This is a genomic window from Pseudomonas sp. PVC-3-1 (assembly GCF_057444315.1).
The window spans coordinates 4,412,762-4,439,146 of sequence record NZ_CM172023.1 but is presented as its reverse complement, the minus strand read 5'-3'; the positions used below and the strand labels follow the sequence as shown (position 1 = coordinate 4,439,146).

Here is a 26,385-nt window from a genome sequence, read left to right as displayed (position 1 = left end):
GATTTCCCGCTCCCGGAGTCCCGCCATGGACAAACTGCAGGCCCTGTCGATGTTCGTCGAGACCGTCCGTTGCGGCGGCTACTCGGCCGCGGCCCGCAAGCTGGGTGTGGCGACATCCTCGGTGACTCGACAGGTGGCGGCGCTGGAAGCGGAACTGGGTGCCACGCTGCTCAATCGCACGACCCGTCACAGCAGCCCGACCCCGGCCGGGCAGGCCTACTATGACAAGGCCGTGGCAATCATCGAGGCGCTGGTGGAGGCCGACGGCCTGGTCAGTGATCGCGGCAGCGAGGCGAAAGGGCGGCTGCGGGTGAGCGTACCGGTGGAGTTCGGCCGGCGTGTTATCGCCCCGCACCTGGGGCGCCTGCTGGCGCGGTGCCCGGAACTGGAGATCAGCCTGTCGCTGAACGACCAGCTCGTCGACCTCCCCAAACAGCAGATTGACCTGTCCGTGCGCCTGGGAGCGACGCTGATCAGCGATGACATCATCAGCCGGCCCATCGGCCAGTTCGATCGCTGGCTGGTGGCGAGCCCCGATTACCTGCGGGTTGCGGGCACGCCTCAGCATCCGCTGGAACTCATGGAGCATTCGTGCCTGCGCTTCGACTACGGCGGCCCGCACGCGACCTGGTCCTGCAGTGACGGCGAGGAAACCTGGGCTTTGAATGTGCAGGGGCGGTTGCAGAGCAACAATGCCGACGTTCTCCGGGAAACTGCCCTGGCCGGCGGCGGTATCGCATTGCTATCCGACTGGCTGGTCGCCGAGGACGTGCGCAGTGGCCGGCTGATGCGGCTGCTGCCGGACTACAAGACCTACCCCGGCAGCACGGTGAGCAGCATCAACGCGCTGTACCCGCCGAGCCTGCGCGACTCCAGCCGCATCCGCGTGTTCGTTGCGTTCCTCGAGGAAATCCTCGCGGCTCAGTGAGCGTCCGCACTGGGCTGCGTGGGCGGAGCGATCTTGCGCATCAGCGGCACCAGCAGCAGCGTCACCGCAAAGCAAGCGCCCACCAGCAGGAAGGCGTCGGCAAAGGTCAGCGTCTGGGCCTCGCGCCAGGTCAGGTCCCACAGGTGCTTGAGCGCCTGCTGGCTCGGCTCGCCGTTGAAGGCCATGGACGGTGCGAGCCACTGGTTGAGCGCTTCGTTGCTGCTGTTCAGGTGCTCCGCCAGGCGCAGAAAGTGCAGGTTGGCGCGGTCGTTGAGTACCGTGGCGCAGGCGGCGATGCCGATGGCGCCGCCCAGATTGCGCATCAGGTTGAACAGCCCGGAGGCCAGCTTCAGGCGATCCGGCGGCAATGAGCCGAGGGCGAGCGTCACCGTGGGTGCCACACAGAACTGCTGGGCCATGCCGCGCAGGGCCTGCGGGAACATCAGCTGCGCGGCGCCCCAGTCGTGGGTCAGCGGGGCGAACTCATACATCGACAGGGTGAACATCACCATGCCCAGCAGCAGGATCCAGCGCAGGTCGACGCGACGGGCGAGGGCGGCATAGAGCGGGATGCTCATGATCTGGAAGATGCCGGTGGAGAAAATCGCCAGGCCAATGTCCAGCGCGCCGTAGCCCCGCACGCGGCCAAGAAACAGCGGGGTCAGGTAGATGGTGGCGAAGATGCCGATGCCGGTGACGAAGCTGAACAGGCAGCCGAGGGCGAAGTTACGCTCCTTCAGTGCGCGCAGGTCGACGATGGGGTGCGTGGCGGTCAGGCTGCGGTAGATGAAGGCGACGCCGCACAGGCCGGAAATCCATGCAGTGGCGACGATGGTGTCGTCACTGAACCAGTTCCAGCGCGGGCCTTCTTCCATGGTGTATTCCAGGCAGCCGAGGAACAGCGCCATCAGGAGGATGGCCGGGTAGTCCGCGCCCTTGAGCAGCGACAGGTCGGGCTTGTCGATGCGCACCATGATCGGCACCACGATGGCGACGAACAGCCCCGGCACCAGATTGATGTAGAACAGCCAGGGCCAGGAGGAGATGTCGGTGATCCAGCCGCCGACCACCGGCCCGAGCGTCGGTGCCAGGGAGGCAATGGCGCCGATGGTGGCGGCGACGATCACCCGTTGCTTGCCGTCGAAGTAGAGGAAGCCGGTGGTGAACACCATGGGAATCATCGAACCGCCGAGGAAGCCCTGCAGCGCACGAAAGGCAATCATGCTCTGGATGTTCCAGGCCATCGCGCAGAGCAGGCTGGTGAGGGTGAAGCCCAGCGCCGAGGCGGCGAACAGCCAGCGCGTGGACATGACCTTGGACAGCCAGCCGGAAAGCGGGATGACGATGATCTCGGCGATCAGGTAGCTGGTCTGCACCCACGCCAGTTCATCTGCGCCGGCGGACAGCCCGCCGCCGATGTCGCGCAGCGAGGCGGAGACGATCTGGATGTCCAGCAGGGCGATGAACATCCCCAGGCACATGCAGGCGAAGGAGATGACCTTGCGGCCGGTGGAGAGGCTCTCCACCGCCACCACCTCGCTGCTCCAGAAGCTCACGGCCGGCTGCTCTGAGCGACACGTTGATCGGCGTCGCCGTGGTCATGGGCACGAGTGTCCACCTCCACCAGCACGGAAAGGCCGGGGCGAAGGTTGCCGAGACGACCGTCGGCGTCGTCCAGGTGCACGCGCACCGGTACGCGCTGGACGATCTTGGTGAAGTTGCCGGTGGCGTTCTCCGGCGGGAGGATGCTGAATTGCGCGCCGGTGGCCGGTGCCAGGCTGTCCAGGTGGCCGTGGAAGACCTTGCCGGGGAGGATGTCGGCCTCGATGGTCACGGCCTGGCCAGGCTGCATGCGCGCCAGTTGATCCTCCTTGAAGTTGGCGTCCACCCACAGGCCTTGTGCGGGGACCACGGCCAGCAGCTGGGTGCCGGCGGCCACATAGCTGCCGACGCGGGCGCGGCGATTGCCGATATAGCCGTCCACCGGGGCGCGCAGCTCGGTGTAGCTCAGGTCAAGGCGCGCCAGGTCGCGGGCGGCCACGGCCTGCTCCAGCGCGGCCTCGGCCTGCTGACGCTGGCTCTGGATCACATCGAGCTGGCGGCGCGCGGCCAGCAGGCTGGCGCGGGCCTTGTCACTGTTGGCGCGGGCGGATTTGAAGCTGGCGTCGGCACGTTGCGCGGCCTCCACCGACACGGCATTGGTGCGCACCAGCGTGGCGTAGCGGTGCTGGTCATCGCGGGTGCGTACTTCCTCGGCGGCCGTGGCGTCGATCTCTGCCTGGCTCTGGCGTATCAGCGCATCCTGCAACGAAGCCTGGGCATCGACGTTGGTCAGCGCCGCTTCTTCGGCGTGCACCGCGCCTTCGGCCTTGGCCAGCGCAGCGCGGTAGTCGCGGTCGTCGATGCGCGCCAGCAGGTCGCCGGCGCGTACCAGTTGGTTGTCGCTCACCTTCAGCTCGGCGATATAGCCGGCTACGCGCGGGCTGATCACCGTCACGTCTCCGCCGACGTAGGCGTCGTCGGTCTTTTCCAGGAAGCGCCCGTCGAGCCACCAGTGCCCGGCGTAGGCGCCGGCGCCGAGGATGGCTGTAGCGGCGACGGCCAGCTTGAGGCCCTTGCGCGATTTCGGTTTGGCCGTGTCGACGGCTGGCGTGGCGGGGAGGGTGACGGACTGGTTCATGGCGGCCTCGCTCAGGCGTGATCGACTTGGGGCATGTGGACGGGGACGAGGTGGTCGCCCTCGCGACGGTGGATCTGGTGGTGTGGGCCGATGGCTTCGCCGCTGTCGGCGTCCACCAGCGCGATGCGCACCGCGCGGCCGCTACGGGTGTCCACCAGCTCAGCGGCACTGGCCATGGCGGCGTGGCGCTTGCCCCACTGCAGCAGGGTCAGCAGCACCGGGCGCAGGTCACGGCCACGCTCGGTAAGCAGATATTCGTAGCGCGGCGGGTGGTCGTTGTACTGGCTGCGCTGCAGCAGGCCGCTTTCCACCAGCGCGCGCAGACGGCGGGTGAGCACGTTGCTGGCGATGCCCAATCGTGCGAGGAACTGGTCGAAGCGGGTGGAGCCGTAAAAGGCTTCGCGCAGGATCAGCACGTTCCAGCTGTCGCCGATCAGGTCCAGCGCCTGAGCCACGGGGCAGGGCAAGTGTTCGAAGGTGGATCTGCGCATGGTCGCCCCTCTTTGGATTAACATCATCATCTAATGAGGCCGCCTTGCCACGCGCCTGAAGGAGCAACAGGCAAGGGCGACCTAAAAGATTATGGTTGTAATCTAATGCGGTCGCTTGCTTTGCGCAAGTGACTCGTCGAGAGGGAAAACGCGGAGGGGATAAACGGCGTGGCGGGGAGATTTTCCAAAGCCGGCAGGGGTTGCCCGATCCTGCGAAAGTTGCTGGGCAAGTTCGGGAAAAGTTGTCGTGGCAATAACTTTCCATGAACTGGGAAGTGGGGAGGTAAATTATCTGGAAGTGGTCTGGAACGTTTGTCCCACAACATTTGCGCGCGCAAAAAAAAGGCCGCCTGGGGAGGCGGCCAAACCAAAGGATGATGAAGTGGAGCAATCCTCCGGACGCTCTGGAGCGGGCATCCGGGACTCATGTTCTTCATCGGGGCGCAAGCTTAATGGCCATAGCGGCAAATGCTGAATCATTCGTCTCGATATCAACTATCGACAAGGCTGGTTGGAGGGCAAAGCGGCGGATTGTTATTTCTTCGCGGGCTCCGTCAGTGGCGGGGAAACATAAGAAATTTATTCGCATTACAAACGATAGACCTGCCAAGACAAGACCAACAAAGGGGTAGCAGATGTCCACGTTCCGACTCTCATGGCTCGGTGCCTGTGTCAGTGCATCGATCATCGGTATGCCGTTCCAACTAGCGCACGCCGCCGTCGTTTCCGATCAATCCGAAGCCACCGGCTTCATCGAAGGCAGCACCGCTTCGCTGCTGCTGCGCAACTACTACTACAACAGCGACCGCAAGTCCGGAGACCGTGACCGCAAGGACTGGACCCAGGGCTTCACGCTGAACTACAGCTCCGGCTTCACCCAGGGCACCGTCGGTTTCGGCGTGGAAGCCTTCGGCAACTGGGGGATTCGCCTGGATGGCGGCGCCGGCACCTCCGGCACCGGCAACCTGCCAGTGCGTGACGATGATTCGCCGGAAAGCGAATACGGCCGGGCCGGGGGCGCCGTGAAGCTGCGCGTCTCCAAAACCGAGCTGCGCTGGGGCGATCTGCAGCCCACCGCTCCGGTGTTCGCCGCCGGCGGCACCCGCCTGTTCCCGCAGACGGCCACCGGCTTCAATGTGCTCAGCAGCGAGATCGAGGGGCTGGACCTGGACGGCGGCCACTTCACCGGCGGCAATGGCCCGGTGACCACCAATGGCGATCATGGCATCTGGGCCTCCTACGCCAACGTCGAGGCCAGCAGCATCGACTACGTGGGCGGCAAGTACGCGGTGAACGACACACTGAACTTCTCGCTCTATGCCTCCAAGCTCGAGGACGTGTGGCGCCAGTACTACGGCAACGCCAACTACACGCTGCCGCTGGCGGACGACCAGTCGCTGAACTTCGACTTCAACATTTACCGCACCAACGACGACGGAAGCGCCAAGGCCGGCGAGATCAGCAACACCACCTGGTCCGCCGCCGCCGCGTACACCTTCCTCACCGCCCACACCCTGACGCTGGCCTACCAGAAGGTCCACGGCGACACGCCATTCGACTACGTGGCGTTCGGCGTCAACGGCCCCGGCGACACCGGCGACTCGATCTTCCTCGCCAACTCCATCCAGTACTCGGACTTCAACGGCCCGGAAGAGAAGTCCTGGCAACTGCGCTATGACCTGGCGATGGCGACCTATGGCATTCCCGGCCTGAGCTTCATGGCCCGCTACGTCAATGGTCACGGCATCGACGGAACGAAAATGGCTGCCGACAGCCAGTACCGCGGCTATGGCTACGGTGAGGACGGCAAGCACCATGAAACCAACCTGGAAGCCAAGTACGTGGTGCAGTCCGGGCCGGCGAAGGACCTGTCCTTCCGTCTGCGCGAGGCGATCCACCGTGGCAATGCCGACCAGGTCGAGGGTGACGTCAACGAGTTCCGCCTGATCGTCGACTACCCGTTGTCCATCCTCTAACGCCAACGCAGCACCTGGCTGGGTGCTGCCCTGGGGGCTCTTCGTAGGAGCGAGCTTGCTCGCGAATGGATTGCCCGGCCGCTCCGGCGTCAAGCGGTTCGCGAGCAAGCTCGCTCCTACAGGATTCGACGTCACGCGCAGATATTCCCGGTTTGCAGGGCGGTCTTCTGCGAATCTCTAGTGCGGACGGGGCGCTACAATCGGCGTTCCGTCCCCGTCCCGCGAGAAGAGTCGATGTCCGAAGAAGAGCGCCGCACGCAACTGATCGATGGCCCGGTGGGCAAGCTGCAATTGCTGATCGACCGGCCAGGCGTGCCGCCCAAGGGCATCGCCCTGATCAGTCATCCGCAGCCGCTGCTCGGCGGCAGCCCGAAGCACCGCGTGCCGCTGACCCTGTCGCGCAAGCTGTGCAGTGCCGGCTGGCTGACCGTGCGGCCGAGCTTCCGTGGCGTGGATGGCAGCGAGGGCGAGTACGCCGAAGGCATCGGCGAGGCGCAGGACATGCTGGCGGTGATCGCGCACCTGCGTAACGAGTATCCCGGCCTGCCGTTGGCGCTGGTGGGCTTTTCCTTCGGCGCCTATGTGTTCGCCCGTGTGGCCAGCGAGTTGTCACCGCCGGCAGATGCACTGGTGCTGATGGGCTTGCCGGTGGGCACGGTTCCCGGCGGCCGCGATTACCAAGCGCAAGCGGTGCCGGCCGAGTGCCTGCTGCTGCATGGCGAGGCGGACGAGATGGCGCCGCTGGCCAATCTGCTGGATTGGGCGCGCCCGCAGCAGCGCGAAGTGCTGCTTTACGCCGGCGCCGACCACTTCTTCAAGGGTTGCCTGGAGCGTGCCGTGGAACGCGTGCTGGAGCACCTGTCCCGCGCGATCAACTGAGCGCCTGCCGCCCTAATTCACGCAGATACGACCAGGGGTAGATGCCGCGGTCGTGGCCATCGTCGAACACCAGTTGCACGCCATAGCCCTGCAGGTTGAGTTCCTGCAGGGCGACTCCGGCCGCGACCAGGTCGATACGTCCCTGAAGACGCGCGGCCCGGCACTGCGAGCAAGGGCAGGCGCCGCGCAGGCGGGCGAAGGCGATGTACTGCTCGACGCCGTCGTCCCAGCGGATGCGCAGCTGACCCTCTGTGCTGGAGCGATGCAGCGCGACCGGCGTGTTCATGTGTTCTGCCCGAGTTGAGCGAGGGCGATGCGCACGGCCTTGCGGACTTCCGGGTCGCCGTCGTGCTCGGCATTGCGCAGGGCTTCGATGGCGTCGCCATTACCGAGCTCACCCAGTGCCAGCGCCGCCTCCTTGCGCAGGTTGCTGATGCTGTGGCTGAGCACGACCTTCAGGCCTTCCAGCGCCGGCAGATAGCGCAGCTTGCCCAGCGAGCGGGCGGCACGCAGGCGCACCTGCCAGAAGTCGTCCTCCAGCGCCTGCACCAGCGCCTCGCCGGCTTCGGGCAGGGCGAGCTTGCCGAGAGTGCCGGCCGCTTCCTCGCGGACCTGCCAGGCGGAATCGGCCAGGGCGGCCTGCAGGGCCGGCAGCACGCTGGCGTCGATGGCCAGGCCGAGCGCGCCGGCGGCGGCGCGGCGGACTTCGGCGTCCGGGTCGTCGCGGGTCAGGCGCGCCAGGTGCGGCAGGGCGTCGCTGCGCTTGAGCCAGCCGAGGATGCCCACGGCTTCGCGGCGTACGCCGGCGTCGGTGTCTACCAGTGCGTTGAGCGCAGGCTCGGCAGCCTCTTCCAGGCGCAGCTCGCGCAGGGCCCGCAAGGCGCTACGGCGCACGAAGATATCGGCGTGAGTTGCCCAGGGAAGCAGGTGCACCCCAGCTTCGGCGGTCTTCAGCTCGCTCAGGCTCTGGGCGGCGGCTGCGCGAACGTCGTCGTCGCTGTCGGCCAGGGCCTGGCAGAGGGCGTCCACCACCTCGGGTTCTTCCCAGGCTTCCAGCAGGCGTGCGGCTTCGGCGCGGACGTTGGCGGCTTCGTCACCGGTCAGGGCCGCGGCGAGCCAGGGCAGGCCATCGGGATCTTCCAGGTCGGCCAGTTCGATCAGGGCGATGCGGCGCACCCCGGCGTCGGCATCCTGCAGGCGCGGTTGCAGGTCGAGGATGTCGGGGTTGTCGGTGCTGATGTGGTAAGAGCGGTTGAAGTCAGTCATATGGCGAATCGCGGTATCCGTTGAGGAGTGGGCAGGCCCAGGGGCGTCAGGCGCGGCAGCTGGCGGCCGTCTTCGTGGCGCAGCAGTTCCAGGCAGTGGCGCTTGAGCCGGGAGAATTCAGGCGTGGTGAGCAGGTCGGCGTGGCGCGGGCGCGGGAAGTCGAGGCGGATGTCTTCGAGGATGCGTCCGGGGCGCGGGCTCATGACCAGGATGCGGTCGGCGAGGAACAGCGCCTCGTCGATGTCGTGGGTGATGAACAGCACGCTGGTGCGCAGGCGCGTCCAGATCTCCAGCAGCAGTTCCTGCATCATCATCCGTGTCTGCGCATCGAGGGCGCCGAAGGGTTCGTCCATCAGCAGCAGGCGCGGCTGGTTGATCAGCACCCGGGCGATTTCCACGCGTTGCTGCATGCCGCCGGAGAGCTGCGCTGGCCAGCGCTCGGCGAAGCCGCTCAGGCCCACCAGCTGGAGCATCTCGTCGGCCTGGCGATGGCGCTCTGCGCGGGGCACGCCGCGCATCTTCAGGCCGAAGGCGACGTTGTCGCGCACCCGCCGCCAGGGCAGCAGGGTGTGGTGCTGGAAGACCATGCCGCGTTCCGGCGATGGGCCGGCGACAGAGCTGCCGTCCACCTCCAGCTTGCCAGCGCTGGGCGCCAGATGCCCGGCCAGTGCGCCAAGCAGGGTGGACTTGCCGCAGCCGGACGGGCCGAGCACGCAGACGAATTCGCCCGGCTCGATGGAGAAACTCAGGGACTGCACGGCTTCGAAGGCGTCGCGGCCGCTACCCAGGTGGATCGACAGGCCATCGACTCGCACGCGCCCCGGCGCGCTGGCGGGCAGGGTCATGGCTTGCCTCCCGCCTGGCGCTGCCAGGGCGTGGCCAGGGCGCCGAGCTGGCGCACCAGCAGGCTGCTGGCCATGCCGAGGACGCCGATCAGCAGCATGCCGACAACGATGTCGGGATAGTTCTGCAAGGTGTAGGACTCCCAGGTGTAGTAGCCGATGCCCCATTGCCCGGAGATCATCTCGGCGGTGACCAGGCAGAACCACGAGGTGCCCATGCCGATCGCCAGGCCGGTGACTATGCTCGGCGCGGCGCCGGGCAGCACCACTTCGCGCAGCAACGCCAGGCGGCCGGCGCCGAGGCTGCGGGCGGAGGCGAGCAGGCGTGGGTCCACCGCTTCCACGCCGTGAATGGTGTTGAGCAGGATGGGGAACAGCGCGCCGGTGAAGGTGATGAAGATCATCGACAGCTCGGAGCTGGGGAACATCAGGATCGCCAGCGGAATCCACGCCACCGCCGGAATCGGTCGCAGCACTTCCAGCGGCGGCAGCAGGCTGTCGCGGGCCCAGCGACCGCGACCGATGAGCAGCCCGAGGAGGATGCCGGCAAAGGCCGCCAGCAGGTAGCCGGCCAGCACGCGCAGCAGGCTGCTACCCAGGTGACGACCGAGCTTGCTCGATTGCGCGAGGTTCCAGGCGGCGTCGAGTACGTCACGCGGGCCGGGCACGTTGGCGAAGGTGACCAGACCGAGGTTCACGTGGCGCGCGCTAAGCACCTGCCAGAGCGCGAGGCAGGCCAGCAGCGAGGCCAGGCGCAGGCTCCAGCGGGTGAGGGTGGTGGTGTTCATCATCGATCTCCGTCGAACCCCGGCGCGCGCGGCACCGGGGTTTCACCTCAGCGACTGGCCACGGCCTGCTGGCTGGCAGCGGCGAAGTCGGCAACATCACCACCGTGCTGGTGGGCGAAGGCGTCGGCCTGTTCGCGCAGCAGGAAGGCGTCCAGGGCACCGTCCTTGCCACGAACGAACCATGCCTGGCTGGCCAGCAGCTTGATGCCGCTGTCGCTGGCCTGGGCGTATACCGCGCGGATGTCCTTGCCCTGTTGCTTGAGCTCGGCGAGCTGGCCGAGGGCTTCCCTGGCGGTCGCGTAGCTGCGCACCTTCGGCTCGCCGCGGACCCAGATCTGCGCAACCTTGCGGGTATCGCTGATCGGCTTGTTGGTGAGCACATCGTTACCCAGCAGCGGCTGCTGCGCGTAGTTCTTCAGCGCAACGTCGTAGTCGGCGCCGGACGCCTTGAAGGCCGCGCGGATATAGCGGTCGTCGACGAACTGCTCGACGTTCAGCCCGCGGTCGGCCTTTTTCAGCAGCTTCAAGGTGTCGATGGCGGTGGCCACGGCCTGGCGGTATTCCGGCTTCCAGGTCAGGTCGCGCGTCTGCAGGCCGAGCGGGCCGTGGAACAGGTAGTTCACCTCGGCGGGGATGCCGGCGACCTTTTCGATCAGCTCGCTGTATTTCTCCGGCTCCTTGGCCAGCAGTTGGTTGGCCTCATAGGTCGCGCGCAGGTAGGCCTCGACGATTTCCGGGTACTGCTGCGCGTAATCGGCTTCCACCAGCGCGCCGTGGAAGGTCGGCGCCTTGGCTTGCGAGCCGTCGTAGATTTTGCGGGCGATGCCACGGCTTTCGAACAGCTCGGCGAAGGGCACGAAGTCGGCGTGGGCGGCGATCTTGTTGGCTTGCAGCGCAGAACCGGCGACCTCCGGCGGCTGCGCGATGATGGTGACGTCTTTCTCCGGGTCCCAGCCCTGCGCGGCGATGGCCCGCAGCAGCAGGCCGTGGGCGGTGGAGGCGAAGGGTACCGAGATGGTCTGGCCCTTGAGTTCGGCCAGCGACTGCACCTTGGAGGAGGCGGGCACGACTATGCCGTTGCCGCTGCCCTCGATGCTGCCCGAGAGCACGCTGATGAACAGGCTGCGCTTGCCGGCGGCTTCATGGGCGACGCCGTTGAGCGAGCCGGGGAAGTCGGCCATGGCGCCGAAGTCGAGCTTGCCGGCGACCATCTCGTTGGTCAGCGGTGCGCCGCTGGTGAAGTTCTTCCACTGCACGTCGTACTGCGCGTCCTGGTACTTGCCGTCGTGCGGCAGGTACTTGTCGAGCAGGCCGAGTTCGCGGATCAACAGGCCGCCGGCGGCGCAGTTGATGGTGGTGTCCTGGGTGCCGATGGCGACGCGGATGGTCTCGCCGTGGGCGGTGATACTGGCAATGGCGAGCGCGAGGCCGGCCAGGGTGGTGCGCAAGGTCATGGGTGTTCCCCTCGAATCGTGAGTGTTGGAATCGTCTCCGCCGCAGGCCTTGCGGTGGGAAACGAGGGGCGGTGCATCAGGCGTCCGGCGGTGGGGCCGGATGGCGTTTCTTATGGGTTGTTCGGGCTTTTCGTAGGAGCGAGCTTGCTCGCGAACAGCCCCTCTGCTGGCTCTGATTCGCGAGCAAGCTCGCTCCTACAAGAGCAAGAGCGGCTGCTGGTTCAACGCAGGAGGTACGGAATCTCCACGCGCACCGCGCCGGTCGGGCAGTCCTTCTCGCAGGGCATGCAGTACCAGCATTCGTCGAAGGCCATGTAGGCCTTCTGGGTGGCGGGGTTGATCGCCAGCAGGTCCATCGGGCAGACCTCGACGCAGACGGTGCAGCCCTTGTCGGCGATGCACTTGTCCTCGTCCACCGTCACCGGGGCGCTGGAGCGGAAGAAGATTTCCTGGGGTTGGTAGGCCATGGCACGCGGTCCTCATCGTGTTGCTTTGCCGGCCGTCGTGGCGGCGGGCTGGTTGTTCAGGTCGAGGGTTCGGCGCGGCGGCTCGAGCCCCTCTCCCCAGCCCTCTCCCTGAAGGGAGAGGGGGCCGTTCGGAGTCGTGGATGTTTCTGTGTTCGTCGGCTGGCTCCGTGTTCATTGCTGGCGCCGATCGAGCTCCCTCTACCGCGTGCGGGAGAGGGCGGGGGGAGAGGCGCTCTTCGATCAGCCGAAACGCCTCAAGCCGCCTCGCTCTTCACCCGCAGCTTCTCGTAAGCCTGTTGCTCGTCCTCATCCAGCGCGATCACATAGGGCTCGATGGGCTTCTTGAAGCTGGTCATCTCGCCGTCGTCGCCCTTCTTCAGGTGCGCATGACAGAACCAGTCGGTATCGTTGCGCAGCGGGTAGTCCACGCGGTGGTGGTACAGGCCCCAGCGGCTTTCGGTGCGGAACAGCGATGCGCGGGCGGCCATCTCGGCGCAGTCGCGGATCACGCTGACTTCCATGGCGCGCATCAGCTCGTGGGGGTTGTTGGCCTTGAGCTGGTCGAGGTCGCGGGCGATCTCGGCGAAGCGCTGCAGGCCGATCTCCATCTTCTTGGTCACCTTGGGCGGCTGCAGGTAGTCGTTGACCATGCGCCGCAGCTTGTACTCGACCTGTGCTGGCGGCAGGCCGTGTTCGCGCTTCAAAGGCGCGAAGACGCGTTCACGCTCGCGCTCCACCTGGGCACTATCGACTTCGCTGAACTCGCGGCCGGCCACGTACTGCGCGGCATTGGCGCCGGCGAACCAGCCGTAGGTGAAGGCGCCGAGCATGTAGTTGTGCGGCACGGCCGCCATGTCGCCGGCCGAGTACAGTCCTTTCACGCTGGTTTCGGCCTTCTCGTTGACCCACACGCCCGAAGCCGAGTGGCCGGAGCAGAAACCGATCTCGGAGATGTGCATCTCCACCATCTGCTGGCGATAGTCGGTGCCGCGGTTGGCGTGGAACTGGCCGCGGCTGGGGCGCTCGTTGCTGTGGAGGATGTCCTCGATGGTCTGGATGGTTTCCTCGGCCAGGTGGTCCAGCTTGAGGAACACCGGGCCGTTGCCGCCTTCGAGCTCCTGGTGGAACTCCCACATCATCTGGCCGCTCCAGTAGTCGCACTCGATGAAGCGCTCGCCCTTGCTGTTCGCGGTGTAGCCACCCAGCGGGCCGGTGACGTAGGCGCAGGCCGGGCCGTTGTAGTCCTTGATCAGCGGGTTGATCTGGAAACACTCCAGGTTCGAGAGTTCCGCCCCCGCGTGGTAAGCCATGGCATAGCCGTCGCCGGCATTGGTGGGGTTCTCGTAGGTGCCCATCAGGTAGCCGGACGAGGGCAGGCCCAGGCGGCCGGCGGCGCCACAGGCGAGGACCACTGCCTTGGCGCGGATCACCTGGAACTGCGCGGTGCGGCAGTCGAAACCGAGCAGGCCGTTGACCGCGCCGTTGGCGTCGGTGAGCAGGCGCGTGACCACCAGGCGATTGGTGATCTCGATGCGTGCGCGCTTGAGCTGGCGATACAGCACCTTCTTGATGTCATGGCCCTCGGGCATGGGCAGCACGTAGGCACCCATGTGGTGCACCTTCTTCACCGCGTAGTCGCCGACTTCGTCCTTCTCGAACTTCACGCCCCAGCGGTCCAGCTGCTGCAGGGTTTCGAAACTGTGGGTGGCGTAGGCGTAGACCGCTGCCTGGTTGACGATGCCGTCGTTGGCGACGGTGATCTCCTTGGTGTACTGCTCGGGCGTGGCGTGGCCGGGAATGATGGCGTTGTTCAGCCCGTCCATGCCCATGCTGATGGCGCCGCTGCGCTTGACGTTGGCCTTGTCCACCAGCAGCACGCGCAGATCACGGTTGGCTTCCTTGGCCTTGATCGCGGCCATCGGGCCGGCGGTGCCACCGCCGATCACCACGATGTCGTAGGCGAGCTCCTTGTCCTCGGGAATCTGGGAAAGGTCGAACTGGCTCATTGCTGCTGTCCCTTGTGGCGGTCGATGCGCAGGCGGTACTGGAAGGCGTCGCCGCGGTAGTAGAGGTGTTCGTAGTCCAGCGGCGCGCCGTCGGCGGTATGGGTCAGGCGCTCGATGCGCATCACCGGCGAGCCTTCCTGCACCTCCAGCGCACGGGCCAGCTCGGCGTCGGCGAGGATGGCGTCGATGGCGAGATCGGCGTGGCCCAGGGGCAGGGCGCAGTCGTTCTCCAGGATCAGGAAGATGTCGCGGCTGACCAGATCGGCCTTTTCCAGACGCTTGCCGACGTGCTCGGGCAGCCAGGTTATCTCCAGCGATACCAGCTCACGATTGACCAGGCGGGCGCGCTTGATCTGCACCACGTTTTCGCCTTCGGCCAACTGCAGGCGCGCGGCGACCTGGGTGTTGGCCGGCACGGTCTTGAAGCTGCGCAGGCGGTTGATCACCTCGTAGCCGCGCTGGGTCATGGATTCGCCCAGGCCCTGCAGCGTGCTGACGTTCTGGAAGGCCTTGGGCTTGGCGACGAAGGTGCCCTTACCATGGATTTTGAAGATCAGCCCTTCCTTCTGCAGGTCGCCGAGCGCCTGGCGCACGGTGATGCGGCTGACGTCGAAGGCCTTGCCCAGCTCAGCCTCGGACGGCATGCGGCTGAGCGGTGGGTAGGTGCCGTCGAGGATGCGCGTGCGCAGGATTTCCTTGAGCTGGCTGTAGAGAGGAACGGGCGAGAGGGGGAGTAGTTCGGCCATAGTTCATAACTTGTTATGACGAGTTACCGAAACTATAAAAGGAATAATTGATTCAGGACAAGAAACGATTTCGCATAAGCATAGAAAGCGCCGTCAGCAGGGGTATCTCAGGTTTTTTGTAGGAGCGAGCTTGCTCGCGAACGGGGCATCCGGGCATCCCGGCATGAAGCGGTTCGCGAGCAAGCTCGCTCCTACAAGGCGACCAGTGCGCTTGCGAATGCCTCAGAACGGCCGGCTACCGGACAGGCTGATGCGCTTCAAGCGGCGCTTCTCGCTGGCCGGGAAAGCGTTGCGACCGTGCAGCACGGCCTGGTTGTCCCACCAGACGATGTCGCCGACCGACCATTTGTGGCTGTAGATCAGATCGGGCTTCTGCAGGTGCTCACGCAGTTTTTCCACCAGCGCAGCGCCGTGTTGCGGATCGGCGCCGGGGATCTCCACCTCGGTGTGCACCGAGAGGAACAGCACACGCTTGCCGTTCTCCGGGTGGGTCCGCACCAGCGGGTGCTCGGTGCCCTGGATGGGCTCGATCTCGGGCGTGCGATAGCGCACGAACGTGCCGTTGTAGCCGCCGTTCTTCAAGCGGATGAACGGGTTGTAGTTGATCAGGCGCAGAGGATCGATCTCGGTGCGGGTTGCCTCGTCCAGTGTCTCGTAAGCGCGTGCGAGGTTGGTGAACTGGGTTTCGCCGCCAGTCCTGGGCACCTCCAGCGCATAGAGGAAGGAGCCGGAAGAGGGCACCGGCGTCCATTGGTGGTCGACGTGGGCCGGCAGGGCGAAGTTGCCCAGCTCGCCGTCCTCGGTGTTGGCCACCTTGACGATGTCGGGGGCCTTGCCGTCGGCGCCCGAAGACAGCACCGGCACGTCCGCCGGCGGCTGGAACACTGCACCGAACAGGGTGGCGAAGCGCAGGTATTGCTGATCGTCGAGCTGCTGGTCCTTGAATATCAGAATGTGATGCTCGCGATGGGCCTGCTTGATCGCCAGGATCTGTTCAGGCGTCAGTGGCTCGCGGGCGTCGAGGCCACGTACTTCGGCGCCCAGCGGGGCGTCGAGGGGGACGATGGCGAAGGGTTCGGCGGTGGTTTGTTTTAGGGCGGATTGGGTCATGTTTCAGTGCTCCGTTCAGGCATGGGCGGCCCTCTCCCTAACCCTCTCCCTGAAGGGAGAGGGGACAGGATCGGTGCCAGGCAAAACCAGGCGGCAGCCCTGCACCAGAGGTGTCAGGACTGCACGTGAAGTACGCTTCAATCGGATGCTCCCTCTCCCTTCAGGGAGAGGGCTGGGGAGAGGGTTAAGCGGCAGAGGACCTTCAAACCTTCTTGATCGTCCGGCTGCGCTGTCCGTCGATGCCTACCGGCACTTCGCCGTGGAGCGTCACGCGGCGCACGATGCGCGGCTGGGTGCCGTAGTCGTCCACCGCATAGTGCTGGGTCGCGCGGTTGTCCCAGATGGCCACGTCGCCCGGCTGCCAACGCCAGCGCACGGTGTTCTCCAGGCGGGTGACATGGCCCTGCAGCACGGCGAAGAGATGCGCCGAGTCATGCTGCGAGAGGCCCTTCAGGCGCTTGACGAAATGCCCCAGCAGCAGCGTCTTCTCGCCGCTGATGGGGTGCACGCGCACCACCGGGTGCTCGGTCTCGTAGACGGTGGAAGTGAATACCTTGCGGTATTCCTCCAGGCGCGCCGGATCGACGTTCGGGCGCACGCTGGCGTAGTCGTATTCGTTGCTGTGCACGGCCCAGAGCGAGTCGGCCAGCGCCTTCAGCTCCGGCGTCAGGTCGTCGTAGGCGGTGGCGGTATTGGCCCAGACGGTATCGCCGCCAGACTCCGGTGCCACCACGTTGCGCAGGATCGAGGCCTTGGGATAGGCGTCGACGAAGGTCACGTCGGTGTGCCAGGAGTTGGCGCGGCGGCCCTGGGCGCCGTCGAGCTCCAGCAGGTAATGGGTACCTTCCTGTACCGGTACGGTGGGGTGTGCCACCGGCTCACCGAGCAGCTTGGCGAAGGCTTCCTGGCCCTGGTCGTCGAGCTGGGTCTGGCCACGGAAGAAGATCACCTTGTGCTTCACCAGTGCGGCCTGGATGGCGTCGATGGTGGCCCCATCGAGATTGCCGGAAAGGGTCACGCCGCGAATCTCGGCACCGATGCGGCCGGCCACCGGGTGGATGTCGAGGCTTACTGCGTTCTGCTTGATAGCGTGTGCTGCGTTGCTCATCTCATCGTCCTCTTGCTGTGGCAATAGAGCCGCGCTCGGGCGCGGCGGATGGGGATCAGAAGTCGTATCGAACCGAGGCGCCCAGGGTGCGTGGCTGCCCCACCGAGGCGGTGTAGGAGCCGTTGATGCTGGCGAAGGCGGCCAGGTAGTAGTCCTTGTCGAAGGCGTTCTTCAGCCAGACGGAAGCGTCCAGCTGACCGTCGCCGAGGTCCTTGCGCAGGCCGACGGAGAAGTTCGCCAGGCCGTAGCCGTCGATCTTCGAGAGGTCGGAGTTGTCCAGCGTGCCCTCGGCTTCGGAGCGGTAGGAGTAGCTGCCGGTCACGTAGGGGCGGATGCCGTCGTCGAGGTTCCAGGCGTATTCGCCATTGAGGTTGGCGATCCACTTCGAGGCCCCGACAACCCTGTCGCCGGTGAGGTCGCAGGTGGCCGGTGCGCCCGGCTGGGTGGAGATTTCCGCCGGGCACGGGGCGTCCTTGAACGACAGGTAGGTAACGTCGTTGTAGGAGCCGTTGAAGTTCAGTGTCAGGCCGCGGATCGGCAGGGCGGTGGCTTCGAACTCCAGGCCGCGCGAGCGCACGCTGCCGGCGTTGGAGAGCACCGAGACCAGCTGGGTCGAGCCCGGCGGCTGGTACAACGTGGTCGCCTGGTAACCGTGGATGCCGGTCCAGAAAATGTTGGTGTTGAGTTGCAGGCGGTTGTCGAACAGGGTGGTCTTGATCCCCAGTTCGGCGTCGTTGGCGCGTTCCGGGCCGACCAGCAGGGAGTCCGCGCCTGCCGTCGGCGCACTGGCCACGGCGAGGTTGACGCCGCCGGACTTCTCGCCGTGGGACAGCGAGGCATAGCCCAGCAGGTCGTCGGTGAACTGGTAGCTCAGGCTCAGCAGCGCCGAGGGAGCGAAGCTGTACAGGCTGAGGTCACCCGAGTCGTAGGCGCCCAGCTGGTTGCGCCGCACCACCGCGCCGACGCCGGTGACCGGCGCGCCGCCCACCGGGTCGAAGCGTTCGACCTTGGCGTCCTTCTCCTCGTAGGTACCGCGCAGGCCGGCGGTGAAGTCCAGCTTGTCGGTGAGGTGCCAGGTGCCCTGGGCGAACAGCGCGAAGCTGTCGGTCTCGATCTTGCCGTTGGCTTTCGAGTAGGTGTTGTTCAGCGCATTCAGGTTGGTGCCGAGCAGGTAGCGGTCGGCCAGCGGGCCGTAGTCCGTGAAGGTCTTGTTGCCCAGGTTCTGGTTGAACGCATAGGCCCCCAGCACGTAGTCGAAGAAGCCGCCGGTGGGCGAGGCCAGGCGAATCTCCTGGGAGAACTGGCGGTCGTGCACCTCCACGCCGGTATTGTTGATCGCCGAGACGTTGAGCTGCTCGTCGTTCGCCGGGGTGAAGTGCCAGTAGCGGTAGGCGCTGATGGACGTCAGCTTGTAGCCGCCGTTGAGGTTCCAGTTGGCCTCCACCGAACTGCCACCCTGGTGCACGCTGACGTGCTGGCGGCTGTTGATGTTGACCTTGTGGCGGTCCGGATCGCGAATGGGCGAGGCTCCCACCGCGGCGGCACGCTGCCAGAAGCGGTCGGCGGCGCCGTACACCACCATGCTGCCGTTGCTGGAGTCTTCCTCGTTGTAGTCGTTGATCCAGCGCAGGTCGAAGTCCTCGTTGGGCTTGAACAGCAGTTGCCCGCGGATGCCCTGGCGCTCGCCGCCGTTGAGGGTGTTGTCGTCGTGGATGTTCTTGATATAGCCATCGTCGCGGGTGCGGTAGGCGGACACGCGCCCGGCCAGGGTGTCGGTCAGCGCGCCGGAGACGGTGCCCTTGCCCTGGAAGTAGCCGTCCTGGCCGCCGGAAACTTCCACGCTGCGCTCAGGCGTGAAGGTCGGTGCGCGGGTGCTGATGTTCAGCACGCCAGCCGTGGTGTTCTTGCCGAACAGGGTGCCCTGCGGGCCGCGCAGCAGTTCCAGTTGCTCGATGTCCAGCAGGTCGAATACCGCCATGCCCGGGCGGCCGAGGTAGACGTTGTCCAGGTAGACCCCGGCGCTGCCTTCCAGGCCGTCGCTGGCCGGGTTGTTGCCGATGCCGCGCACGGCGATGCTCGATTGCCGCGCGTGGATAAAGGCGACGTTCACGCTGGGCAGGATCTGCTGCAGGTCCTGCACTTTGTAGACGCGCTGGGTTTCCAGCGTTTCGCCGCCGACCACGGTGATCGGCGTGGGCACCTTCTGCGAGTCTTCCTCGCGGCGGCGGGCGGTGACGGTGACCTTGCCCAGTGTGGCGTCGGCCTTGGCCGGCGCGGCGCTGACGGGCTTGCTGGTTTCACCGCCGGTGGTGGCGTCCTCGGTTTCTTCGGCGAGCACCGGCAGGGCGCCGCCCAGGGCCAGCAGCAGGACCACGGCGTAGTCCGGAGCCCGCAGCCGGCGCGCTTTGAAGGGGAAGGGCGAATGTCTCGAAGTCATGCTGTGTCCTTGTCTGTCCGCGCCAATCGCGGGCAAAAGGGAGCCGCGCCACGCGGGAGTGGCGAACGACGTTTTTGGTGTGGGTAGGTGCGGCTTCGGCTGTCAGCGACAGCGGGACAGGCACATTCGCGAGGAAAGGAGGTGCAAGGCTGGCATCGGGCGACTCCTGGTCTGAGCTATATTCTTAGTTCATAAAAGAATAGATGTTTGTTTTATTCTTCGTTGACGGAATAAGAGCTTGCATTTAAAACCAGCGCATAACGAGCGGCAAATGCCTTTGCCCACTATTTTCAATGCCGGAAATGCATCATGGATCTGCGCCAACTCCGCTACTTCATCGCCCTCAACGAACACCGCAGCTTCGTTCGCGCCGCCGATGCCATGGGCATCACCCAGCCGGCGTTCAGCCGCAGCATCCAGGGCCTGGAGCAGGAGCTGGGTTGCCGTCTGGTGGACCGTGGCAGCAAGGACCTGCGCCCGACTCCCGAGGGCCAGGTGGTGCTGCAGCACGCGCTGAGCCTGGTGCAGGGCGCCAACAACCTGAGCCACGCGGTGGCCCGGCTGAACAAGCTGGACTCGGGCGAACTGCGCTTCGGCAGCGGCCCGGCGCCTGCGCAGAAACTGGTGTCCGACGCCGTGTCACGTTTCGTCCAGCGCTACCCGCGCATCCACATCCAGTTCGGCGTGGACAACTGGGAGCGCCTGGCGCGTAGCCTGAGCCGCGAGGAGATCGAGTTCTTCGTCGCCGACATCCGCCATTTCGAGGCCGACCCGAACTTCCAGACTCGCGCGCTGAAGCCGCGCAGCGGCCTGTTCTTCTGCCGCGAGGGGCACCCGCTGCTGGCCAAGGAAAGCCTCTCGACCAACGACATGTTCGCCTACCCGCTGGCGGCCACCCTGATCCCGCCCAGCGCGCGGAAGATGCTCGCCAACCTGAGCGGCAAGATCGACATCACCACCAACGTGCAGTGTGAGGACATGGCCTCGCTGGTGCGCATCGTCAGCCAGACCGACGCCATCGGCATCGCCGTGGAAGAGGCGTTGAGCGAGCCGATGGCGCGCGGGGAACTGGTGCGCCTGCACTTCCGCAATCTGCCGCAGAACGTCGATATCCTCCAGGCCCGCTGCGGCATTGTCACTCGCAGCGGCGACCGTCTCTCGGCGGCGGCGCGGGCGATGATCGAGCTGCTCGTGGACCTGGACGCGGGAGTGGAAAGCGAGGTGGCGTGACGGCGGCGTTCCGCTACTTTCGGATAGACCCGCCGCGACCCAAGTAGCATGGGGTCCGTCCCGGCCGCTTCGTAGAATGCCTTCGTCGATATCCTGACTGGGCGTACGCCATGCACGAAACACAAGGAGTCGTTCGCGGCATGTCCAGTGCCCGCGACGTCGAGGCGGTGGCCCAGGACCTGGCGCGCCAGCTGATCCACCCCAACCTCGGCTTTGTGCTGTTCTTCTGTTCTGCCGAATACGACCTGCCGGCGCTTGCCGCCGCGCTGGAGCAGTACTTCGGCGGCATCGACCTGGCCGGCTGCACCACCGCAGGGGAGATCACCCCGCAGGGCTATGGACGTGGCTGTGTGACTGCCGTCGGGTTCGATCTGCGCAGCTTCGCCATCTCCTGTGCGTTGGTGGACGAGATGGAGCGCTTCAGCCTGATCGACGCGCAACAGATGGTCGAATCGCTGGTGGCGGACTGCCGCAGCGCCGGGCTGGCGCCGATCAAGGACCACAGTTTTGCCCTGACCCTGCTCGACGGGCTTTCCAGCCGCGAGGAGGTGGTGCTCGCCGCGCTAAGCGCTGCGCTGGGCGCCATCCCGCATTTCGGCGGCTCGGCCGGCGACGACAATCACCTGACCCACACCCACGTCTATTACCAGGGCCAGTTCCACACGGGCGCGGCGGTGGTGGTGCTGTTCAATACCTGGCTGGACTTCGAGGTGTTCACCACCCACCACGTGCTGCCCAGCGAGGAGAAGTTGGTGGTCACCCGCGCCGACAGCGACAGCCGCCGTGTGCTGGAGCTCAACGCCGAGCCGGCCGCGCTGGAGTTCGCCCGGCTGGTCGGGGTGCCGCTGGAGCAACTGGACTTCTCGCTGTTCCCGGCGCATCCGTTGGCGGTGCGGGTGCGCGACCAGTACTACGTACGCTCCATCCAGCAGGTCAACGACGACCTCAGCCTGACCTTCTACTGCGCAGTGGAGAACGGCATCGTCCTCACCGCCATGAGTACCGGGCCGTTGCTGCCGGGGCTCGAAGCGCAGTTTCAGCGCCTGCACGAACGCCTCGGGCCGCCACTGCTGACCATTGGCTGCGACTGCTTCCTGCGGCGCCTGGAGCTGGAGGTGGCCGGCGATACCGAACCCACCGCCGAGTTTCTCCGCAGCCAGCAGGTGATCGGCTTCAACACCTACGGGGAACAATTCAATGGCATGCATATCAACCAGACCTTCACCGGTGTCGCCATTGGCCGTCCTCGGGGCAACGCCGGATGCTGAGCTGCTCGCGCGCATCGATGAGCTGCAGCGCGACAATCACAAGCTGCAGCGGATCAATGCGGCGCTGATCGAGCGCGTCGAGTCGGCTGCCTCGCGGGGTGACAACGCCTACGGCGCCTTCCAGCATTCGGTGGTGCTGGCCGAGCAGGTGCGCGAACGCACCGACGCGCTGAGCGAGGCGATGGTCGAGCTGAAGTCCAGCAACCAACTGCTCAGCGATGCGCGCCTGCGCGCCGAGACCGCGCACCAGCACCTGCTGGATGCCATCGAGAGCATCTCCGACGCCTTCGTGCTGTTCGATCCGCAGCAGCGCATCGTCCTGTACAACGAGCGCTTCCGTGCGTTCTGGGCGCAGACCCGCGCCCGTGTCGGTGCAGGAACGCGGCTCGCCGAAGTACGCCGGCTGGCGCAGAGCAGCGGGCTGATCGTCGAGGAACAACGCAGCAACGACGACGAACACACCCTCTATCGCCTGCGTAATGACCGCTGGGTACGCGTTACCGAGCGGCCGACCCGCGACGGCGGCCTGGTCGTGCTCTACAGCGACATCACCGAGATCAAGCAGAATGAAATGGCCCGCCGCGAACAGGCGGTGGCGCAGAAGTCGCACCTGCTGCAGCGCGCCGTGGACAACCTGTCCCAGGGCGTCGCCATGGTTGGCGCCGATGGCGCGCTGGAGCTGTGGAACCGGCGCTTCCTGGAACTTTGCGGGTTGGCGCCGATCGAGGCACACCGGCCCTTCGCCGAGGTCATGGCCGACAGCGAACTGCCGCTGCTGACCCCGCGCAGCCGGCCGCGCAAGGGCGAGGCGGAGGGCGTGATCGAGCAACGCCTGTTCGACGGGCGCATGCTGGAAATCCGCACCCACGCGCTGCCCACCGGCGGCTTCGTCAACACCTTCACCGACATCACCGAGCGCTACCGGCATGCCGAGGCGCTGCGCGAAAGCGAGCGCTGGATCCGCCTGATCACCGATCAGGTGCCGGCGCTGATTGCCTACCTGACTGCGGACCTCGACTACGACTTCACCAACAAGGTCTACGAGGAGTGGTACCGCTGGCCCAGCGGCTCGATGCTCGGGCGCAACCTGCGCGAGGTGCACAGCGCCGAGCACTGCCAGCGCCTGGAGCCGTACTTCGAGCGCGCGCTGTCGGGCGAGAGCGTGACCTTCGAGATCGCCGAGACCAACCTTGCCGGGCAGGAGCGCTACATGCAGCGCTCCTACGTGCCCAACCGCCAGGCTGACGGTACGGTGAGCGGGCTGTTCGTGCTGATCCGCGATATCACCGAGCGCCGCCGCACTGCCGAGGCGCTGCACCAGGCCTACCAGAACCTCGAGCAGCGGGTACGTGAGCGCACTGCCGAGCTGACCAGCCTGAACGACCAGCTCAAGCGCGAGATCGACGAGCGCAGCCAGGTCGAGGGCCGCCTGCGCGAAGCCAAGCGCGAGGCGGAGCAGGCCAACCTGTCGAAGACCAAGTTCCTTGCCGCCGTCAGCCACGACCTGCTGCAGCCGCTGAATGCTGCGCGACTGTTCACCAGCGCGCTCCAGGAGCGCAGCGGCGAGGCGCTGGTGCGCAATATCAGCCAGTCGCTGGAGGATGTGGAGACATTGCTGGGCACGCTGGTGGACATCTCCAAGCTGGATGCCGGGGTGATCAAGCCGGACATCGCCTCGTTCGATGTCAGCGAACTGCTCGGCAACCTTGCCGCTGAATACAGTCAGGTGGCCGCCAGCGAAGGTCTGGCGCTGGACTTCGTGCCCTGCGGCGCGCAGGTGCGCAGCGATATCCAGCTACTGGCGCGGATTCTGCGCAACCTGCTGACCAACGCCATCCGCTATACGCCTTCAGGCAGAGTGCTATTGGGCTGCCGGCGACGCCGGCACAGCTTGTGGATCGAGGTCTGGGACACCGGCGTGGGCATCGCCGCCGACAAGCTTGGCGAGATATTCCAGGAGTTCAAGCGTGGCGATGTGCAGCGCTTCCATCAGGATCGCGGGCTGGGGCTGGGCCTGGCCATCGTCGAGAAGATCGCGCGCATGCTCGGCCATCGCATCCAGGTGGAGTCGGTGCCGGGCAAGGGCTCGCGCTTCGCCATCGAAGTCCCGCTGGCTCGCCGCGTCGCTCGCAGCGCGCCGGAGCCTGAGCGTACCGCCGACGACCTGGTGGAGCGCCTGCGCGGTTCCCGTGTATGGGTGCTGGATAACGATGCCTCGATCTGCGCCGGCATGCGCACGCTGCTGGAAACCTGGGGCTGCCAGGTGGTGACGGCGCTATCGGAAGAGGACCTGGCGCGCCAGGTGGACAACTTCCACGCCGAGTCGGATCTGCTGATCGTCGATTACCACCTCGACGATGGGCTGAACGGAGTCGATGCCGTTGCCTCGATCAACGCCCGGCGCGGCACGCCGCTGCCGGCGCTGATGATTACCGCCAACTACAGCAATGAGCTGAAGCAGCAGGTCCGTGAGCTGGGGCATACGCTGATGCACAAGCCGGTGCGGCCGATGAAGCTGAAGACGGCGCTGTGTCATCTGATCGATGGTGCGCACTGAGTCGGGCGCTGGTCCCATTCTGGAGGAGAGTTCTGTGCACGGATCAGCCCTCACCCTCTCCCAAAGGGAGAGGGACAGATCGTGCCGGAGGGGGTTTGGTTACATCCGATTCCCTCCCTCTGGGCGAGCTTGAGGGCAATAGCTGGCGGGAGCAGGAATTGTAGGAGCGAGCTTGCTCGCGAACCGCCCAATGCGGAAACATCGTTCGCGAGCAAGCTCGCTCCTACGAAAAGCGCTCTTTCACGCGCGCTGGGCGACGGGCGCGCGTACCTTGATAGCAGTCTCAGCCGGCCGGATTCGCGGACAAGGTCCGCTCCTGCAACGAGGCTCCGTCGTTTGAACTTGCCCTCACCCTAACCCTCTCCCACAGGCAGAGGGGACAGATCGTGTCGGAGGGGGGTGGTTACATCCAATTCCCTCCTTCTGGGCGAGCTTGAGGGCAATAGCTGGCGGGAGCAGGAATTGTAGGAGCGAGCTTGCTCGCGAACCGCCCAACGCGGAAACATCGTTCGCGAGCAAGCTCGCTCCTACGAAAAACGCTCTTTCAGGCGCGCTGGGCGACGGGCGCGCGTACCTTGGCCAGCAGGATCAGGGCGATCCCGCCCAGCACCGCCAGAGACACCAGCGCCAGGCGCAGGCTGATGGCTTCGCCCAGCAGCACGGCGCCGGACAGGGCTGCCAGAATCGGCACGCTCAATTGCACTGACGCGCCCTGGATCGCCGACAGTCCCGGCAGCGCGCTGTACCAGATCGCATAGCCGATTCCCGACGCCACCGCGCCGGATAGCACGGCATAAACCACACCCAGGGCGTCCACCCTCAGATCCGAGTGGAAGAACACCGCCAGCAAGGCCGCAAAGGCAATAGCACGGACGAAGTTGCCACTGCTGATTGCCAGCGGATCGCTGCCCTTGCGCCCGAGCAGCGAGTACAAACCCCAGGCCACACCGGACAGCAGCATCAGCAGCGCGCCGGCCAGTGGCGGAGCGCTGGCGCTGGGAAGCAGTTGGGCGAGCAAGCCGCCCAGGGCCAGCAGGAAGCCCAGCAGCGCCTGCCCGCGCAGGCTTTCGCCGCGCACCAGGCCGACCAGGATCATGGTCACCTGCACCGCGCCGAACAACAGCAGTGCGCCGGTGCCGGCGTCCAGTTGCACGTAGGCATAGGAGAAAGCCGCGGCATAGACAAACAGGGCCGCCGCCGCGCGCCAGTTACCGCCTTCGCTGGCGACGCGGCGGCGCAGTTTCAGCAACACGGTGAGCATCAGCGCGCCCGAGAAGATGCGGATGCCGGTAAAGCTCACCGCGTCGATACTGGTGGCCTTCAGGGCCAGGCGGCAGAGAAGGGAGTTGCCGGCGAAGGCGACCATCGCCAGGCCGGTGAGGCTCAGGGTGCGGGTGGAAGGCATCGAGTGGTTCCCGGTAGCGGTCGCAACGGCACGTTATGAATCAGCGGGCCTCGCTTCAGCGGCGAAGGTAGGCGGCGAAGTCGATATCGCCCGCGCAGAGGATGGCCTGCACACGGTTGTGCACCTTCAGTTTGCGCAGGATCGCAGAGACGTGGGCTTTCACCGTGGTTTCGGCGATTTCCAGGTTGTAGGCGATCTGCTTGTTCGACTCGCCCTTGGTCATCCGTTCCAGCACCAGCAACTGCTTGCGGGTCAGCGCCTGCAGCAGTTCCGGCGGGATGCTGTGGTCCTCCTGGCCGCTGCGGCGCGGCGAGGACTTCTGCGTGCGGATGATGTCCGAGGGCAGGTAGACGTTGCCGTTGAGAATCTGCTCGATGGCCTCGGTCATCTGCACGCGCGGCGAGGACTTGGTGATGAAGCCTACGGCGCCGTAGGTGATGGCTTGCAGGACGACCTGCTTGTCCTGCTCGGCGGAGACGATCACCACCGGAATGGTCGGCGCTTCGTTGCGCAGGCTCATCAGCCCGTTCAGGCCATGCATGCCGGGCATGTTCAGGTCGAGCAGGATGAGGTCGAGATCGTCGTGTTCCTGGGTCAGGCCCAGGGCGCTGTCGAGGTCGGCGGTCTCCATCACTTCGCTGCCGGGGAAACCGTCGGCGATGACGTTGTGGATGGCCTCGCGGAACAGCGGGTGATCATCCGCGATCAGGATCTTGTACATGGCCTACACCTCGTTGTTGTCGTTAT

21 protein-coding genes and 1 pseudogene are annotated in these 26,385 nt (G+C 65.9%); 6 read left to right on the top strand and 16 right to left on the bottom strand.

Annotation, left to right across the window (positions count from 1 at the left end):
- Nucleotides 1-25 precede the first annotated feature (25 nt).
- Entirely contained in the window at nt 26-928 is a 903-nt protein-coding gene (locus tag AC2T4A_RS20550) for a LysR family transcriptional regulator (protein ID WP_486741648.1), read from the top strand.
- Here the strand turns inward: AC2T4A_RS20550 and AC2T4A_RS20545 are convergent.
- The 3 genes from AC2T4A_RS20545 to AC2T4A_RS20535 all read right to left on the bottom strand — a co-directional run bounded on the left by AC2T4A_RS20545 (nt 922) and on the right by AC2T4A_RS20535 (nt 4,099).
- On the bottom strand, nt 922-2,409 hold the full coding sequence (locus tag AC2T4A_RS20545; protein WP_478378970.1) for a DHA2 family efflux MFS transporter permease subunit: 1,488 nt from the start codon (nt 2,407-2,409) through the stop codon (nt 922-924). The genes AC2T4A_RS20550 and AC2T4A_RS20545 overlap by 7 nt on opposite strands.
- 71 nt (nt 2,410-2,480) lie before the next feature.
- Nucleotides 2,481-3,608, bottom strand: coding sequence for an HlyD family secretion protein (locus AC2T4A_RS20540; protein ID WP_416750643.1), 1,128 nt, complete (start codon nt 3,606-3,608; stop codon nt 2,481-2,483).
- Between the two features lie 11 nt (nt 3,609-3,619).
- A complete protein-coding gene (locus AC2T4A_RS20535) occupies nt 3,620-4,099 on the bottom strand; it encodes a winged helix-turn-helix transcriptional regulator (RefSeq protein ID WP_416750641.1) in 480 nt (159 codons plus the stop codon).
- A 692-nt stretch (nt 4,100-4,791) separates the two neighbouring features.
- On the opposite strand from AC2T4A_RS20535, the gene AC2T4A_RS20530 reads away from it, so the two are divergent.
- Nucleotides 4,792-6,075 (top strand): OprD family porin, encoded by a 1,284-nt coding sequence (locus AC2T4A_RS20530; protein WP_416750730.1) that lies wholly within the window; start codon nt 4,792-4,794, stop codon nt 6,073-6,075.
- A 234-nt stretch (nt 6,076-6,309) separates the two neighbouring features.
- Nucleotides 6,310-6,954 (top strand): alpha/beta hydrolase, encoded by a 645-nt coding sequence (locus AC2T4A_RS20525; RefSeq protein ID WP_486741647.1) that lies wholly within the window; start codon nt 6,310-6,312, stop codon nt 6,952-6,954.
- On the opposite strand, the gene AC2T4A_RS20520 is transcribed toward AC2T4A_RS20525, so the two are convergent.
- The 11 genes and pseudogenes from AC2T4A_RS20520 to AC2T4A_RS20470 all read right to left on the bottom strand — a co-directional run.
- The gene (locus AC2T4A_RS20520; RefSeq protein WP_486741646.1) at nt 6,947-7,240 is read right to left on the bottom strand and encodes a DUF971 domain-containing protein; all 294 of its coding nucleotides are present in this window, start codon (nt 7,238-7,240) and stop codon (nt 6,947-6,949) included. The genes AC2T4A_RS20525 and AC2T4A_RS20520 overlap by 8 nt on opposite strands.
- Nucleotides 7,237-8,220 carry a HEAT repeat domain-containing protein gene (locus tag AC2T4A_RS20515; protein ID WP_486741645.1) on the bottom strand — a complete coding sequence of 328 codons (984 nt, stop codon included), beginning with the start codon at nt 8,218-8,220 and terminating at the stop codon, nt 7,237-7,239. The genes AC2T4A_RS20520 and AC2T4A_RS20515 overlap by 4 nt, the downstream gene beginning before the upstream one ends.
- The gene (locus tag AC2T4A_RS20510) at nt 8,217-9,065 is read right to left on the bottom strand and encodes an ABC transporter ATP-binding protein (RefSeq protein ID WP_478378962.1); all 849 of its coding nucleotides are present in this window, start codon (nt 9,063-9,065) and stop codon (nt 8,217-8,219) included. The genes AC2T4A_RS20515 and AC2T4A_RS20510 overlap by 4 nt, the downstream gene beginning before the upstream one ends.
- A complete protein-coding gene (locus tag AC2T4A_RS20505) occupies nt 9,062-9,850 on the bottom strand; it encodes an ABC transporter permease (RefSeq protein ID WP_478378961.1) in 789 nt (262 codons plus the stop codon). The genes AC2T4A_RS20510 and AC2T4A_RS20505 overlap by 4 nt, the downstream gene beginning before the upstream one ends.
- Before the next feature lie 47 nt (nt 9,851-9,897).
- Nucleotides 9,898-11,304 (bottom strand): ABC transporter substrate-binding protein, encoded by a 1,407-nt coding sequence (locus tag AC2T4A_RS20500; protein WP_486741644.1) that lies wholly within the window; start codon nt 11,302-11,304, stop codon nt 9,898-9,900.
- A gap of 221 nt (nt 11,305-11,525) precedes the next feature.
- Entirely contained in the window at nt 11,526-11,771 is a 246-nt protein-coding gene (locus AC2T4A_RS20495) for a 4Fe-4S dicluster domain-containing protein (protein WP_024767017.1), read from the bottom strand.
- Between the two features lie 254 nt (nt 11,772-12,025).
- Nucleotides 12,026-13,777, bottom strand: a complete 1,752-nt coding sequence (locus AC2T4A_RS20490; protein ID WP_486741643.1) for a fumarate reductase/succinate dehydrogenase flavoprotein subunit — start codon at nt 13,775-13,777, stop codon at nt 12,026-12,028.
- Nucleotides 13,774-14,523 (bottom strand): GntR family transcriptional regulator, encoded by a 750-nt coding sequence (locus AC2T4A_RS20485; RefSeq protein ID WP_486741642.1) that lies wholly within the window; start codon nt 14,521-14,523, stop codon nt 13,774-13,776. Before AC2T4A_RS20485 ends, AC2T4A_RS20490 begins: the two co-directional genes overlap by 4 nt.
- Nucleotides 14,524-14,745: 222 nt before the next feature.
- Complete coding sequence (locus AC2T4A_RS20480; protein ID WP_486741641.1) at nt 14,746-15,633, bottom strand: TauD/TfdA dioxygenase family protein; 888 nt, start codon at nt 15,631-15,633, stop codon at nt 14,746-14,748.
- A 202-nt stretch (nt 15,634-15,835) separates the two neighbouring features.
- Nucleotides 15,836-16,741 carry a TauD/TfdA dioxygenase family protein gene (locus AC2T4A_RS20475; protein ID WP_486741640.1) on the bottom strand — a complete coding sequence of 302 codons (906 nt, stop codon included), beginning with the start codon at nt 16,739-16,741 and terminating at the stop codon, nt 15,836-15,838.
- A 55-nt stretch (nt 16,742-16,796) separates the two neighbouring features.
- Nucleotides 16,797-19,164, bottom strand: a pseudogene (locus AC2T4A_RS20470) (TonB-dependent receptor); the annotation flags it as partial.
- A 323-nt stretch (nt 19,165-19,487) separates the two neighbouring features.
- On the opposite strand from AC2T4A_RS20470, the gene AC2T4A_RS20465 reads away from it, so the two are divergent.
- The 3 genes from AC2T4A_RS20465 (at nt 19,488) to nahK (ending at nt 24,233) form a co-directional block, all read left to right on the top strand.
- The gene (locus tag AC2T4A_RS20465) at nt 19,488-20,408 is read left to right on the top strand and encodes a LysR family transcriptional regulator (protein WP_413350833.1); all 921 of its coding nucleotides are present in this window, start codon (nt 19,488-19,490) and stop codon (nt 20,406-20,408) included.
- A gap of 110 nt (nt 20,409-20,518) precedes the next feature.
- Entirely contained in the window at nt 20,519-21,676 is a 1,158-nt protein-coding gene (gene nosP, locus AC2T4A_RS20460; protein ID WP_416750623.1) for a nitric oxide-sensing protein NosP, read from the top strand.
- On the top strand, nt 21,606-24,233 hold the full coding sequence (gene nahK, locus AC2T4A_RS20455; protein ID WP_486741639.1) for a hybrid sensor histidine kinase/response regulator NahK/ErcS': 2,628 nt from the start codon (nt 21,606-21,608) through the stop codon (nt 24,231-24,233). Before nosP ends, nahK begins: the two co-directional genes overlap by 71 nt.
- 544 nt (nt 24,234-24,777) lie before the next feature.
- Here nahK and AC2T4A_RS20450 read toward each other — a convergent pair.
- Together AC2T4A_RS20450 and agmR are read right to left on the bottom strand one after the other, a co-directional pair.
- Entirely contained in the window at nt 24,778-25,638 is an 861-nt protein-coding gene (locus AC2T4A_RS20450; RefSeq protein ID WP_486741638.1) for a DMT family transporter, read from the bottom strand.
- Between the two features lie 55 nt (nt 25,639-25,693).
- Nucleotides 25,694-26,359 carry a response regulator AgmR gene (gene agmR, locus AC2T4A_RS20445; RefSeq protein WP_024764454.1) on the bottom strand — a complete coding sequence of 222 codons (666 nt, stop codon included), beginning with the start codon at nt 26,357-26,359 and terminating at the stop codon, nt 25,694-25,696.
- Nucleotides 26,360-26,385: the final 26 nt, after the last annotated feature.

Bases quoted from the DNA above. Each gene is read 5' to 3' on its own strand.
- AC2T4A_RS20550 (WP_486741648.1), top strand. From the start codon at position 26: ATGGACAAACTGCAGGCCCTGTCGATGTTCGTCGAGACCGTCCGTTGC.
- AC2T4A_RS20545 (WP_478378970.1), bottom strand. From the start codon at position 2,409: ATGTGCCTGGGGATGTTCATCGCCCTGCTGGACATCCAGATCGTCTCC.
- AC2T4A_RS20540 (WP_416750643.1), bottom strand. From the start codon at position 3,608: ATGAACCAGTCCGTCACCCTCCCCGCCACGCCAGCCGTCGACACGGCC.
- AC2T4A_RS20535 (WP_416750641.1), bottom strand. From the start codon at position 4,099: ATGCGCAGATCCACCTTCGAACACTTGCCCTGCCCCGTGGCTCAGGCG.
- AC2T4A_RS20530 (WP_416750730.1), top strand. From the start codon at position 4,792: ATGCCGTTCCAACTAGCGCACGCCGCCGTCGTTTCCGATCAATCCGAA.
- AC2T4A_RS20525 (WP_486741647.1), top strand. From the start codon at position 6,310: ATGTCCGAAGAAGAGCGCCGCACGCAACTGATCGATGGCCCGGTGGGC.
- AC2T4A_RS20520 (WP_486741646.1), bottom strand. From the start codon at position 7,240: ATGAACACGCCGGTCGCGCTGCATCGCTCCAGCACAGAGGGTCAGCTG.
- AC2T4A_RS20515 (WP_486741645.1), bottom strand. From the start codon at position 8,220: ATGACTGACTTCAACCGCTCTTACCACATCAGCACCGACAACCCCGAC.
- AC2T4A_RS20510 (WP_478378962.1), bottom strand. From the start codon at position 9,065: ATGACCCTGCCCGCCAGCGCGCCGGGGCGCGTGCGAGTCGATGGCCTG.
- AC2T4A_RS20505 (WP_478378961.1), bottom strand. From the start codon at position 9,850: ATGAACACCACCACCCTCACCCGCTGGAGCCTGCGCCTGGCCTCGCTG.
- AC2T4A_RS20500 (WP_486741644.1), bottom strand. From the start codon at position 11,304: ATGACCTTGCGCACCACCCTGGCCGGCCTCGCGCTCGCCATTGCCAGT.
- AC2T4A_RS20495 (WP_024767017.1), bottom strand. From the start codon at position 11,771: ATGGCCTACCAACCCCAGGAAATCTTCTTCCGCTCCAGCGCCCCGGTG.
- AC2T4A_RS20490 (WP_486741643.1), bottom strand. From the start codon at position 13,777: ATGAGCCAGTTCGACCTTTCCCAGATTCCCGAGGACAAGGAGCTCGCC.
- AC2T4A_RS20485 (WP_486741642.1), bottom strand. From the start codon at position 14,523: ATGGCCGAACTACTCCCCCTCTCGCCCGTTCCTCTCTACAGCCAGCTC.
- AC2T4A_RS20480 (WP_486741641.1), bottom strand. From the start codon at position 15,633: ATGACCCAATCCGCCCTAAAACAAACCACCGCCGAACCCTTCGCCATC.
- AC2T4A_RS20475 (WP_486741640.1), bottom strand. From the start codon at position 16,741: ATGAGCAACGCAGCACACGCTATCAAGCAGAACGCAGTAAGCCTCGAC.
- AC2T4A_RS20465 (WP_413350833.1), top strand. From the start codon at position 19,488: ATGGATCTGCGCCAACTCCGCTACTTCATCGCCCTCAACGAACACCGC.
- nosP (WP_416750623.1), top strand. From the start codon at position 20,519: ATGCACGAAACACAAGGAGTCGTTCGCGGCATGTCCAGTGCCCGCGAC.
- nahK (WP_486741639.1), top strand. From the start codon at position 21,606: ATGGCATGCATATCAACCAGACCTTCACCGGTGTCGCCATTGGCCGTC.
- AC2T4A_RS20450 (WP_486741638.1), bottom strand. From the start codon at position 25,638: ATGCCTTCCACCCGCACCCTGAGCCTCACCGGCCTGGCGATGGTCGCC.
- agmR (WP_024764454.1), bottom strand. From the start codon at position 26,359: ATGTACAAGATCCTGATCGCGGATGATCACCCGCTGTTCCGCGAGGCC.